The sequence below is a fragment of the Flavobacterium sp. LHD-80 genome (assembly GCF_030929605.1).
Taxonomy (GTDB): domain Bacteria; phylum Bacteroidota; class Bacteroidia; order Flavobacteriales; family Flavobacteriaceae; genus Flavobacterium.
On sequence record NZ_JAVFVS010000001.1, the window covers coordinates 614,398 to 627,545 of the forward strand.

Sequence of the window (13,148 nt, forward strand, 5' to 3'; positions counted from 1 at the left end):
GAATTATTTACCTTTTTTAGTTCCAAATAAAAGCAGCGCATTCAGAATTACTTTGTTTTGGTTTTCATTTTCAAATGTATACGAAAGAGTTTTGTTGGTTTTGCCTTCATAATCAATATCATTATGTCCCATATTTACGTATAGCATTTTGTACTTTTTATTGGTCCAAACTACCGGATAATAACCGCTGTGCCAAATTTCATGTGCTTTTGGTCCCGTTCCTAAAGGAAAACTGCTCTCGTCAATTGCCAACAGAATTTTGATGTCTGGATTTTTTGTCAAATCATTGCTCCATCGGTACCATTCATTTGGCTGTGATTTAAAAGTTTTAGGAACGTTTTTAGTTATTGGGTCTTGATTTTCAACTCTTAAAATTGCAGATGTCGGGCGCCAAGTATTGCTTCCATACTCACCAGAGCCTAAAAATGTGTTGTGATACCAATCCCAATTTTGCGGATAACTTGAATCATTTAAAGCAAAGGCTGAGAAATGAAAACCAATAAAACCGCCACCGTTTTCCATATATTTTTGAAAAGCTTCGCGTTGTGCTGGCGTTTCTGGTCTTGTATCTAAAAACAATACAACTTGATAATTCGCTAAAAACTTTGCATTAAGGTTGTCCCAATTGCTAGTTGAATCATATTCAAAATGATTTTCCTCGGCTATTTTTGGGAACCATTTATTGGCTTCGTGCACAAAACTTATGTGTGCCTGATCATTTTTGCCTGTATAAAAAGCAATTACTTTAAATTTTGATTTTGCTTTTTTATTTTGTGCAATTCCTGTAAAACAAACAAGAAAAAGAGTTAACAGAATGCATTTTGCAACAAATTTCATTTTTTGATTAAATACACGCATCGCTCTTAACTAGGAATTTTTTCGATTAAAATTTCGTTCCCTGCAGTATCAAAATAGGTGCATGTCATTTCGATAATATCAACTCTCCATTTTGCAATACCACATTGACCGCAATGATTACAAAAAGTAAGATAATCAGTTTCGCCGTGTTGATGTTTAACTAATAATTCGATGAAAAGTTCTTTATTCACATTTCCTGAAATATTGATCAGGCTATATTTTTCTTCTGATGAAACAGAATAATTATTCACGCCGAAATATTCTGCATGTCCGTCATTTACAAAAGTGTCATAACCTTTTACGCCAAGAATGATTAAATCTTGGATATAGTTTGGGAAATCAGCACCGCTTTTTACTTTAGAATGTGCTTCTTTGATTTGGTCGATAGTAAACATAATATTTAGTTTTTTAGTTTTTCCGCCACAAATTCACGAATTTTTCTTTTAGTATAATTCGTGAATTCTTGGCTAATAAAATTTTATTGTTTCAAAAATACGATTAATGGTTTTATAAATTGATCAAAAGATTCAATATGTGGCAAATGTCCTGTATTTGGAATTTCAACCAATTTTGAATTCGGAATTGCTTTTTGTGTTCGTTTGCCTAATTCGGCGTAATTTCCCATTTCGGCTTGGATTTCTTCCGAAACTAAAGGTTTTCCTAAAGCAGTTTTATCCCTTGTTCCAATGATTAAAAGTGTTGGAGCCTGAATATTTTTAAACTCGTACAATACAGGCTGTGTAAAAATCATTTCATATAAAAGCGCCGAATTCCAGGCTACTTTATCATACTCAGGATCAGTTGTCCAGCCGGCGCTAAGTTCGGCCCATTTTTGAAAATTGGCATTCCATTTTCCGTTATAATAATTTGCCATCTGATAATTTTTGATGGACTGATAGTTTTGTTTTAATTCCGATTCGTACCACCAGTCAACGGGTTTATATGGAACAACTAATTTCCAGTCTTCCAACCCAATTGGGTTTTCCAAAACTAATTTATCAGTCATTTCAGGATACATCAAAGCAAATCTTGTGGCTAACATTCCGCCCATAGAATGTCCTAAAATAGTTGCTTTCCCGATTCCGAGATGATCTAATAATTTTTTCGTGTTTTCTGCCAATTGCTGAAAAGTATATTGAAAATTATCTGGTTTTGATGATTTTCCAAAACCAATCTGATCTGGAACAATTACGCGAAAACCTGCTGTAGTCAAGGCTTTTATAGTAGTTTCCCAATACGCTCCGTTGAAGTTTTTTCCGTGAAGCAGTACCACATTTTTATGATTGTAGTTATCTGGAGTTATATCCATATAGAACATTTGCATGTATTGGCGCTGGTTGCTTAGTTCTAAAAACTGAACGGGAAAAGGATATTCGTAATTAGAAAGATTAATGTCTAGAGGTTTTATATTGACCTCTTGCGAAAAGACAAAAAGAGGGAAGAAGAACAATAAAAGCTTTACAATTTTCATTTTTGAGCAGATTATATGTTGAGAAGTATAAAATTACCGTTACCATTTTGAAATGCAAAGATTAATGTCTTAAAGTTATCAGAAAAAAAGCATTCGAAATATATTCATTGTTTTTAATGCCAATAATCGATGATTTATTGAAATTTTATCGATTAAATGATGCTGATTATGAAAATAATGTATTTTAACGAGTAATGTAGCAGTTTAGAGAACTTCTTTTATTAACAGGAAAATTGTCTGTAATTTTATAGTAGAATGTTGTCAGCTAAAAAATAGTATTATGAAAAAAACAATACTTTTACTCTTGCTCACAGTCCCGACATTTGCCCAAGAAATCAACACATTTGATTTCGCCGTTATAAACTCAACCTTAATTTCTGCAAATATCGATCTTGATAAAGGCCGAAGCGTTGTCGCGGCCAATAAGGATCAATACTCGGCTTATTTTCAATACGCATTTAGTATGTGCGACGACGATGTTATTTTTGGCGCAGGAATCGATAAATCCGAAATTGACCGAACTTATATTGGTTACATCGGAAAAATATGCGGTAAATTCAGAGCCACAATTGGAGTTGGCTATCTCGAATCACGGAGCGGTTACGACGGAACTTTTACAGGTTTTAGTGTTTCATGGCATTTTTCTGAAAACACTTATATAGGCGGAAATCTTGAAAATTTGCATTCAACAAGTGTTGATTATGAAACCGATGAAAGTTTTGATTACTATAAAAAGTTGGTTCCGAAAGTTTTTGGAAGCTACGAAATTATCCCAAATGTTATTGCTTTTGGTCAATTAAGCAGTAGAGTTAATGATATTGCACTTAAATATCAAGTTCGCCGATTTTCAGCGGGAGGATTTTATTCTGGACATTCAGTAGGAGGAATCTTTGGAACAGTTAATATCGGGCGATTTGCACTTTCCTGCAGTACCACTTTTGAGAAAGTAAACTTTGGGTTAAAGTTTGAATAACTGCTTTTTTTGCCACAGATTTAAACGAATTGAACTGGTTTACACAGGTTTTTGTTTAATTTTTTTTGGAATTTGAAATTTGTATTTTAAAAATTTACTGATTACTGCTTTTTAAGTGTCACCACTCTTTGTGGATACGGAATATCAATATTAGCTTCGTCAAAACGTTTTTTGATGCTTTGCAGTAAATCGCAATACATAACAAAACCTTCTGTCGAATTTTTTGCCCAGGCCCAAGCTTTTAAGTTTACGCTAGAATCAGCTAGTGCGACAACTCGTGCAATAACTAATGGTTCATTTTGTTTTTTAGATTCGGCGCTACGAGTATCAATAAAAAAGGGGTGTTTGCTAATTTCATCTTTAATGATTTTCAATGCTTTTTCGACATCAGAATCATAACCAATTCCGATTTCGATTATTTTACAGCATTTCGTATCGAGCATATTGGTATTGACAATAATTTGATTGCTGATCACCGAATTTGGAATTATAATTCGGTTGTTTTCGGCGTCTTTTAAAACAACTTGCCTTAAATTAATGTCTTCTACAGTGCCGGAAAAGTTGTTAATGGTGATTTTGTCGTTAATTTTAAAAGGTTTAAAAATGACCAAAAATATTCCACTCACAATATTGCTTAAAGCTTGTTGCGAAGCCAAACCAGCAACTAGAGAAATTACACCTGCGCCAGCTAAAAAGGAGTGACCAATGATTTTAAATTCGGGAATCTGAATTAAGGCAAAAGCAAAACCGAGAATGTAAATTACAGTAATAATTAAGTGTTTTAAGAACTTAAAACCGGTTGCATCATATTCTTTATCGCTTAGTTTTCGATATAAAAAATAACGCAACGTTTTTTCGGTTGCGGCGCCCAAAACAATAGTTGTAATGGCAATTATTGCAATTACAAATGCGATTCTGAAATCATTAATGTAATCAATCATAGGTTTTGATTTTGAGAAAAAAAATCCAAAAAACAATAGTGAAAATTGCTTTTTGGATTTTATAAAGTTAAAATAAATATTACCAGTTAGGTGTAATGCGTGAAATTTTCATTTAACACATAGAAACATAGATTTTATTTGCAGAAAAGAGCTTTAAAAAGAAACTAGTTTCTAACACATAGCCTGCTATGTTTGTTTAAAACAAGTGAAACGCCTTTTTTAAGCGTCCTAAATCTATGTTTCTATGTGTTTGAATTAATTCACCCAACGAGTTAAATATTGCTAGTTTTTATAGTCCAACAAAATCATCGCTTTTTGGGAAAATGCTCAACGCTTCGATCGCAATTTCCGGTGTTGGAGAAGCTAGTTTACGCAATTTTGTATCCATCCAAGCGCCGTCAACTGTAATAGTCGCGCAAAGTGTGTCATCTTCTCTTCTAAATTCGTGAATGATCGACCAGCGCGAAGCATCGGCTTTCATTTTTGAAGTTTTGGTATGAATGAATATTTTATCAGAAAGCTTTAATTCTTTTCTGAAAACACATTCTTCTCTAAACAAAACAGGTCCAAAACCCTGCGTTTGCATCACTCTTAAAGTCAAACCTAATTCTTCTAGGATTTCGATACGATGCTGTGCACCAAAATCGTAATAAGCACTGTGACGAACGTGAAAATTAGGGTCAAGATCTGACCAGCGAAAAGAAATTTCTTTAATAAATGAAGCCATTTTGTAATTGTAATTTAAATTTTATTGTGATTGCCTGCCGAAATTGTTTCGTCTAAAAGAACAATCATTTTTTGAAATTCGAAATTACAAATAAAAACAAATGGAATTTTCAGTTTAACTTATTTTGAAAGCAATTTTTTGATTTCAGCCGCAAGATTGTCTAGATTTCCTTCTACATTTCCTGTAGTTACAAATTTTATAAGTCCATTTTGGTCAATCAGGAAATTTTTCGGAATTGAATTGGTGGCATAATTATTCCAAATTTTGCTTTCTGGATCAAAACCGTAATTAAAATACAAACCATCTTTTTTTAATTTTTCTGCTTTTTTCACCACCAAATTTTCAGCTTCTCCGCTTGAAATGGCTAAAAATATAAAATTGTCGTTTTTAAATGGTTCTGTGATTTTGGACGGAACATCATAAAATTCCTGAAGGCAAGGCGCGCACCATGTAGCCCAAAAATTGACAAGAACCACTTTTCCTTTTAAATCAGAAAGTTTTATTGTTTTGCCATCTATAAGTTTTAAAGTGAAATCTTTTGCATTGTCATTAACGTTTAAAAGATATTCTGTAGTTTTTTTTGGAATTTCATTTTTTGGTGCTTCAGCAACACTGTTTTTGCTGTTTTCAAATTTTTCATTTTCAGAAAAAATCTCAACAACCGTTATAAATTCTCTGTCACCAATTTTATCACCATATTTTTTAGCCAATGCATTTCTTTCTTCTTCTGATACGCCTTTATTCATAGATTTGATTCTGCCTTCCTGTCCATATTTTTCAACTTGTTCCATCGTTACAATTTCATTGTTGATTATAATTATAGATTCAGGTTTTTTTGCCACTTTATTTTGTGCGCAAAACGAATAGGAAATGATAAGAAGGACGAAACAAATTACTTTTTTCATAGTGGTATTTTTAGTTTTTTTATAAATATAGGATTTTATAGAATAAAAAAACTAATTGCTTCAAAAATAGAAGTGAAGGTGCAATCTATTTAACATTTTAATTTGGAGAATGTTTTTTTCTGTTCCGAATGTTTAAGAAGAAATTCTGCTATAATTTCCATTTCATCAGATGTAAAACTTCCTTTAAAGTATTTGATGTAAGGTATTAATTCGGTTAAAGTCAAAATTTTTGCAAACTGAAATTCCTCAACTGGTTTGTTATTAGTAAAGACAATAATATTTTTGATTGGAATTTTTCGATCGCCCCAGTGCTGCCGGGCAAAATTCCAATTCCGTTTTGTTTTCTTTTCAGATAACAATTTATAGAGTGCAAAATTGGATCTAAGAATCTGTTCTACAGGCGAACGTAAATCTAAATTATTGATTGATTTGTCGCTCCAATTTTTGGTTTCGATTAAAAAAATGCCGGCTGTCGAAATCAATAAATGATCAATCTGAATGGAATGAATACTGTCGTTATTGGCTTTATTGCGGATTGGCGGACTAAAGCTACAACAAAAGTCGTTTATCAAAATAAAATCGTCAGAGAGTATTCGAAGCGTTTTCTCGACTTTTTGTTCGCCAAGAGCGCCGTAAATAGTTTTATTCAGATTTTCAATTATTTCCTTTTTTTTTCTCGAATGCCGCTAAATCGGTATGACAGCTTTCGGTTATGGCGTCTTGAAAATTTGCAGAAAGGTATTCGAAACGTTTATTTTTTTCAGAAAGTAGTTTTTTTGCCTGATAATCGAAAAGTTTAATTTTATATTGAAATTCGAGCTGTGCATACCAAAATTTTGAACAAATTATAAGGTTTAGCCAATAGTCTTTTATTGTTGGGATGATTCTAGATTTGGTTTCGGGCAAATTTTCAATTTCCTGATTATAATCATCAAGTTGTTGTCTTAGCCGTTCTTCAAGCTCATTTTTATTTTGGGGAATCGCTGTGGTTAGTTCTGAAATTTCTGTTTCGAGCGCTGTTTTTTCATCCTGCATAAACAGCGTATGATCGGCGATAATTTCTTGTTGGTGAAATTGATAATTTTTACGAAAATTAATCAATTCATTTAACGTGTGAAATTCGTCAACATTATATCTGACTAAGTTTAATTGTATAGCATTCAGACATCCAATTGTGTTATAAACTCTACACATATTCTTTTTCGATTAGCGGTCATAAGATATATTAGATAGATGTTTAGGGCTTCATTTTCGATAATTCAACTTCAAGCCGGTCAAAGTTTTCTTCGTTTTTATCGACAACGTAAGGTTTTAGTTTCTGGCATTCTTCAACAGTTTCAAAAAGCATTTTAAAAACGACTTTTGTCTGATTTTCGGCAACAGTTTCAAATGTTGCCAAGATTTGAAAAAGTGGTTTCGAATGACGTTTCCATGCGATAAGATTTGGTCTGTCAATTTTTATAAATTCACATTCATTGGCATAATTTCCCACTTCTGGGCCATGCATAATGAACTCCCATTTTCCGCCTTCGCAAAAGTCGAATTCATTAAAAGTATTGGTGAAGCCTTTTGGTCCCCACCATTTTTTTAAATGATCAGGATCGCTCCAGGCTTTAAAAACCAGTTCCTGTGGAAAATTCAGAATTCGTGTCGTAACAATTTCTGATTCTGGCGTTGTTATGATGATTTCTGATTTCATTTTTTTATTTAGTCATTAAATGTTTTTAGATAATTATATTTTTTCCAAATTATCCCATTCGTATTCAATTTTATTGATTTTAATGTAGTACGGAATTAATAATAAAAGCTCTAATCGAATAGGAATATGCCCGTCTCCAGTAGTAAATGGAAGTATAAACATTGATGCGATGCAAATAACAACTCCAATGATTGCATCGATTTTGGCAATTGATATTGCATTTGCTTTTTCGAACCAAAGTGAATATGCGGCATAACCTTTTAAAGTCATCACTGCAATGATAAAAAGCCCAATTCCAGAATATGCAGTGTTAGTTTCAAAGCCGTATAACGATAGGTTAACATTTGTGGAAAAAGCACTTGCAATTATTGTACCCAGCCCGCAAACAGACATAAACATAAAAATCCAGCAGAATGTTTTAATCCACCACGGAAGTAGTTTTCTTCTGATGATTCCTGTTTTTTCAAATTCGTCAAATTGGCTTTGTAGTTCTTCACTCATGTTTTTTTGTTTTTGGTTTTTAGTAAATGGTTTTGGGATATAAGGGCGAGTATTTTATTGGAAGTAAAATAGTAAAACGCGAAAGATTTATTTATGTAAAGATAAAAAGAAACTCCTTTATTACGACGAAATGTCGTTTTTGGCATTTATTTTTTTTACAACCCATGGCAAAGTAAGTCCCTGGCCAATAATAGTGATAAGTACAACTGCCACCGAAATAAAAATAATAGCATTTCGTTGCGGAAAAGGAGTTCCATCTTCTAGAGATTTTGGTAAACCCAATGCAATTGCTAGCGAAACAATACCACGCATTCCGGACCATGCAATAATAAAACTGTTTTTTGAATCGAGTAAAGCATGTTCGCTTACTTTTCGTTTTTTCTTGCTGTTTTTTAGATAGGCTTTTTGCAAATTTATTTTTTGCAGAAATATCCTCACCATTCTGGTTAATAAAGCGACGATTGTGATTATTAAAGCATAGCCAATGTATGGCAGAATCATTCCGTCGTCGATATCTTTTAAAACGTATCTAAAATTAAGTCCGATTAAGATAAAAATTAATCCGTTAAGCAAAAAGATGATCACGTCCCAAAGACTTTTAGAATTGGTTCTTAATTTTTCTGGCAAAATTTTGTTGCTTAAACGAGCCATCGCCAAACCTAAAAATACAACAGCAATTACGCCCGAAACATGTAAATGCTCTGCAATAAGATACGTTACAAATGGCATTAAAAGCATAAAACTGACCGTGACGTTAATGTTGTTTCGGACTTTCGTTAAAATAAAAGCTAAGATCTTGCCCATAACAAAACCGACTAAAAAGCCACCCCCAAGCAAAAACATGAATTGAAACGTAGCTTTCCAAAGAATAAAAACAGATCCCATGACCGCGGCTACGGCAAAACGATACGCAACTAACGCAGATGCATCATTAATAAGACTTTCGCCTTCGAGTATTGTTAATGTTTTTTCTGGAATATCAAGGCCTCTTGTTATGTTTATTGCCGCAACTGCATCGGTGGCGGAAAGAATTGCGCCAAGAACAAATGACAAAGGCCAGCTCATGCCGGGAATCATATAATGCGAAACCACAGCAATCCAAAATGTGGTTAGAAAAACTAGCGGAATAGCTAATGTGCTTATCGTGCTGAGATTTGTTTTAAAATGTTTTGGAGAAATATTAAACGATGCGTCATACAACAACGGAGGCAAAAATATCAGGAAAATAATTTCAGGATTAATCTCAATTTCATTCATAGTTGGGATAAATCCGATTGCAACTCCAACAATTACCAAAAGAATAGGGAAGGGCAGTTTTGATTTTTCAGCAAAAGCCGAAATACCAATTACAATGGCTAATATGAAAATGATTATGGTGTAGTTTTCCATTGTGCAGATATACTAGATTTATTTTATTTGGTTGTCATTTTATTTGAATCCCTTTCTCCACAATAAAAATTCTTCATTGTCCGTACAAGACATCGAAGAAATAAAATTATCAAAATTGAAATTATCATATTTTGATATTATATCATAAACTGTTTCAAATTCTTTGGCGCCATGTGGAATTAGACACCCTGAATTTTTGCCTAGTAACGCTAGCCAAACATCAGGTGCGAAAGGTCCGTCATCTGTATTTATTAATTTTATTTCTTCAATATCCTTCCATAAAATTTCTTCGGTTTTTCTCTCTGGATGCTCAACTCTAATAAATCCTTTATTAATTGTAATTGAAAAAAAATCTTCAGGATTTTTTGGTTTTGGCTTTCCAAATATTTTTTCAAGTATTCCCATTTTCAATAGATTATTTTATTTTGAAAATTCGTTTATGTTTAATTAATTTTTATCTCAAATATAATTTTTATTCAGTAAAAAAGAAGTTTGTATAACTTATAACTTGCTTATTATGATGTACAAACAGAAAATAAATCTAAAATAATGACAGCTAAAATATAGTTATGCCACGTTTGTCAGGTATGTAGAATGTCATGTTGTCAGATGATTTTTAGTGTGTCGACATGAAAACTGACAATTTTATTTAGTTTTTTATATTGGCACAAAGATTGACTTATGCCACCTGAGTTAATAAAATTAAATCAAAAATTAAATATATAAAAAATGGGTAAAATAATCGGAATTGACTTAGGTACGACGAACTCTTGTGTTTCTGTAATGGAAGGTAACGAAGCAGTTGTTATCCCTAACGCAGAAGGAAAAAGAACTACACCATCTATCATCGCTTTTGTTGAAGGTGGCGAAATTAAAGTAGGTGATCCTGCAAAAAGACAAGCAGTAACGAATCCTACAAAAACGATTGCTTCTATTAAACGTTTTATGGGACACACTTTTGCTGAAACTCAAGATGAGGCAAAAAGAGTTCCTTACAGTGTTGTAAAAGGTGACAACAATACGCCACGTGTGGATATTGACGGTCGTTTATACACTGCTCAAGAATTGTCTGCAATGACACTTCAAAAAATGAAAAAAACTGCTGAAGACTATTTAGGTCAAACTGTAACTGAAGCGGTTATTACTGTTCCTGCTTACTTTAACGATGCGCAACGTCAAGCTACAAAAGAAGCTGGTGAAATCGCTGGTCTTAAAGTTATGCGTATCATCAACGAGCCAACTGCTGCTGCACTTGCTTACGGATTAGATAAAAAAGGAACTGATCAAAAAATTGCTGTTTACGATTTAGGTGGAGGTACTTTTGATATCTCTGTTCTTGAATTAGGAGACGGTGTATTTGAAGTATTATCTACAAATGGTGATACTCACTTAGGTGGTGATGATTTTGACCAAGTTATTATTGACTGGTTAGCTGACGAATTCAAAGCTGAAGAAGGTATTGATTTACGTTTAGATCCAATGTCATTACAGCGTTTGAAAGAAGCTGCTGAGAAAGCTAAGATTGAATTATCATCTTCTGCTGAAACAGAAATCAACTTACCGTACGTAACTGCTACTGCTTCTGGACCAAAACACTTAGTGAAAAAATTATCTAGAGCTAAATTTGAGCAATTATCTGATTCTTTAGTAAAACGTTCTATGGAGCCAGTTGCTAAAGCATTAAAAGATGCAGGTTTATCTACATCTGATATCGACGAAGTAATCCTTGTAGGAGGTTCTACTCGTATGCCAAGAATCGCTGACGAAGTTGAAAAATTCTTCGGTAAAAAAGCATCTAAAGGTGTTAACCCTGATGAGGTTGTTGCTATTGGAGCTGCTATTCAAGGTGGAGTTTTATCTGGAGATGTAAAAGATGTATTGTTACTTGACGTAACGCCTCTTTCTTTAGGTATCGAAACTATGGGTGGTGTTATGACTGTTCTTATCGAAGCTAACACAACTATCCCAACTAAAAAATCTCAAGTATTCTCTACTGCATCTGATTCTCAGCCATCTGTTGAGCTTCACGTATTGCAAGGAGCTAGAGCAATGGCTGCAGATAACAAAACTATCGGTCGTTTCCACTTAGATGGTATTCCACCAGCACCAAGAGGAGTGCCTCAAATCGAGGTTTCTTTTGATATTGATGCAAATGGTATCATCAAAGTAACTGCTACTGATAAAGGAACTGGAAAATCTCACGATATCCGTATCGAAGCTTCTTCTGGATTAACAGCTGATGAAATCGAAAAAATGAAGCAAGATGCTGAGGCTAATGCTGAATCTGATAAAATTGCAAAAGAAAGAGCTGAGAAATTGAACGAAGCTGACAGTACTATCTTCCAAACTGAATCTCAATTGAAAGAGTTAGGAGATAAATTGACAGACGATCAAAAAACAGCTATCGAATATGCTTTAACTGAATTGAGAATGGCTCACCAATCTCAAGATCTTGATGCAATCCAAAAAGGATTAGACAATGTAAATGCAGCTTGGAAAACAGCTACAGAAGCAATGTACGCTCAAGGTGGTGAACAAGGTCAACAAGCTGCTCCACAACAAGAGCAATCTGGAGACAATGTTGAAGACGTTGAATTCGAAGAAGTAAAATAATTCTTTAGTATTAAGAAATTAGTACAAAGTATTAAGATAGAAAGCCGAGTCAGAAATGACTCGGTTTTTTTATGATTAAAATTGAAGTTTTGAGATTAAAAAATACTCCTTTAGGTGTATAGGAGCGAATTTATGTGTTACATACTTTTGGCAATTAAAAAACAAAACCTATGAAAATCAAAATCTCAAAAAAAACAATTTGCATTATTTCATTAATCTCTTTTTTTTCTTTTTCTTCCTGCGACGCATTGGATGAGTTAGATGATTCAGTAGATGAGGCTGTTGATGAAATGCTTGGAATTTCGGCTCTTTCTGAAGATTTAAGCAAGACAAGCAGTAATTATAATGTTATCTCTGATATCGTAATAAATAATAAGCTTATTGGAAGTTCAGAAACTAAAATGACATTGCCTTCAAATGTTCCGGCTTCTTACACTAAAAAAAGATATACATTGTCAGGAAGTGTATGGAGCAGTACAACAGCAACATATTCTGGAACTATTCCAAGATCTATGTTTAATAAAGCTTCAAATACAGTTAAAATTTCAGTACTGAATAATACGTCAACTGTTTATGTAAATAATGCTAGCGTTTCTCTAAGTTCGACAGGAGGAACTGGCGGTACAGGAGGAACTGGTGGTACAGGCACCACTGAAAGCACATTGGTTGAAAAAGATGTTGAGGGTAAAGGGTATGAACTAAAAACGTTTTCTTTTACTGTTCCATCTGGAGTTAAAAGTATGGTTGTTAAAACTACAGAGCCAACAGGCGCTCATAGAAATATGGCTGATTTATTTGTGCGAAAAGGTAGTGCTCCAATTGTAGCAGGCCCTAAACCGCCTACGTATTTGCCTAAATATTCTTGGACTGCAGATTATTATAGTATAGAACCAAATCGAACAAGTGAAGTCTGTACCATTCCTAATCCACAAGCGGGGACATGGTATGTAGGACTTTATGGTTATAATGATTCTTTTAATTCCCGTGTAACGATAACCATCAAAAAATAATCAAAATCTATATTGAATTAAGTAGTAAATACATTAATTTTTTAAGTTGTAAACGGAACAG

The 13,148-nt window shown here is 33.5% G+C and carries 15 protein-coding genes; 3 read left to right on the top strand and 12 right to left on the bottom strand.

What is annotated here, in order from left to right; translation table 11 throughout:
• Window positions 1–3 precede the first annotated feature (3 nt).
• From RB619_RS02665 to RB619_RS02675, 3 genes are all read right to left on the bottom strand, one after another.
• Entirely contained in the window at window positions 4–837 is an 834-nt protein-coding gene (locus RB619_RS02665) for a ThuA domain-containing protein (protein WP_308093810.1), read from the bottom strand.
• A gap of 26 nt (window positions 838–863) precedes the next feature.
• Window positions 864–1,253 carry a DUF1398 family protein gene (locus tag RB619_RS02670; RefSeq protein WP_308093817.1) on the bottom strand — a complete coding sequence of 130 codons (390 nt, stop codon included), beginning with the start codon at window positions 1,251–1,253 and terminating at the stop codon, window positions 864–866.
• 83 nt (window positions 1,254–1,336) lie between these two features.
• The gene (locus tag RB619_RS02675; protein ID WP_308093819.1) at window positions 1,337–2,329 is read right to left on the bottom strand and encodes an alpha/beta hydrolase; all 993 of its coding nucleotides are present in this window, start codon (window positions 2,327–2,329) and stop codon (window positions 1,337–1,339) included.
• Between the two features lie 280 nt (window positions 2,330–2,609).
• Between RB619_RS02675 and RB619_RS02680 the strand changes: the two genes are divergently transcribed.
• Window positions 2,610–3,302, top strand: coding sequence for a hypothetical protein (locus RB619_RS02680; protein WP_308093821.1), 693 nt, complete (start codon window positions 2,610–2,612; stop codon window positions 3,300–3,302).
• 101 nt (window positions 3,303–3,403) lie between these two features.
• Here the strand turns inward: RB619_RS02680 and RB619_RS02685 are convergent, their stop codons facing one another.
• The 9 genes from RB619_RS02685 to RB619_RS02725 form a co-directional block, all read right to left on the bottom strand.
• Entirely contained in the window at window positions 3,404–4,243 is an 840-nt protein-coding gene (locus RB619_RS02685; protein WP_308093823.1) for a mechanosensitive ion channel family protein, read from the bottom strand.
• Between the two features lie 289 nt (window positions 4,244–4,532).
• The gene (locus RB619_RS02690) at window positions 4,533–4,970 is read right to left on the bottom strand and encodes a thioesterase family protein (protein WP_026982233.1); all 438 of its coding nucleotides are present in this window, start codon (window positions 4,968–4,970) and stop codon (window positions 4,533–4,535) included.
• 119 nt (window positions 4,971–5,089) lie between these two features.
• Window positions 5,090–5,875, bottom strand: a complete 786-nt coding sequence (locus tag RB619_RS02695) for a TlpA disulfide reductase family protein (RefSeq protein WP_308093833.1) — start codon at window positions 5,873–5,875, stop codon at window positions 5,090–5,092.
• Between the two features lie 89 nt (window positions 5,876–5,964).
• Window positions 5,965–6,537, bottom strand: a complete 573-nt coding sequence (locus tag RB619_RS02700) for a nuclease-related domain-containing protein (protein WP_308093988.1) — start codon at window positions 6,535–6,537, stop codon at window positions 5,965–5,967.
• Complete coding sequence (locus RB619_RS02705; RefSeq protein ID WP_308093835.1) at window positions 6,530–7,069, bottom strand: hypothetical protein; 540 nt, start codon at window positions 7,067–7,069, stop codon at window positions 6,530–6,532. Before RB619_RS02705 ends, RB619_RS02700 begins: the two co-directional genes overlap by 8 nt.
• A 43-nt stretch (window positions 7,070–7,112) precedes the next feature.
• A complete protein-coding gene (locus tag RB619_RS02710; RefSeq protein ID WP_308093837.1) occupies window positions 7,113–7,574 on the bottom strand; it encodes an SRPBCC family protein in 462 nt (153 codons plus the stop codon).
• A gap of 33 nt (window positions 7,575–7,607) precedes the next feature.
• On the bottom strand, window positions 7,608–8,075 hold the full coding sequence (locus RB619_RS02715) for a hypothetical protein (protein ID WP_308093839.1): 468 nt from the start codon (window positions 8,073–8,075) through the stop codon (window positions 7,608–7,610).
• Window positions 8,076–8,195: 120 nt separating this feature from the next.
• Window positions 8,196–9,464, bottom strand: coding sequence for a Na+/H+ antiporter (locus RB619_RS02720; protein WP_308093841.1), 1,269 nt, complete (start codon window positions 9,462–9,464; stop codon window positions 8,196–8,198).
• A 39-nt stretch (window positions 9,465–9,503) separates the two neighbouring features.
• Entirely contained in the window at window positions 9,504–9,869 is a 366-nt protein-coding gene (locus RB619_RS02725; protein ID WP_308093843.1) for a hypothetical protein, read from the bottom strand.
• Between the two features lie 324 nt (window positions 9,870–10,193).
• Here RB619_RS02725 and dnaK point away from each other — a divergent pair, with 324 nt between their 5' ends.
• Together dnaK and RB619_RS02735 are read left to right on the top strand one after the other, a co-directional pair.
• Entirely contained in the window at window positions 10,194–12,077 is a 1,884-nt protein-coding gene (dnaK, locus tag RB619_RS02730) for a molecular chaperone DnaK (RefSeq protein ID WP_308093845.1), read from the top strand.
• A 170-nt stretch (window positions 12,078–12,247) separates the two neighbouring features.
• The gene (locus tag RB619_RS02735; protein ID WP_308093847.1) at window positions 12,248–13,087 is read left to right on the top strand and encodes a pre-peptidase C-terminal domain-containing protein; all 840 of its coding nucleotides are present in this window, start codon (window positions 12,248–12,250) and stop codon (window positions 13,085–13,087) included.
• The last annotated feature ends 61 nt before the right edge of the window (window positions 13,088–13,148 follow it).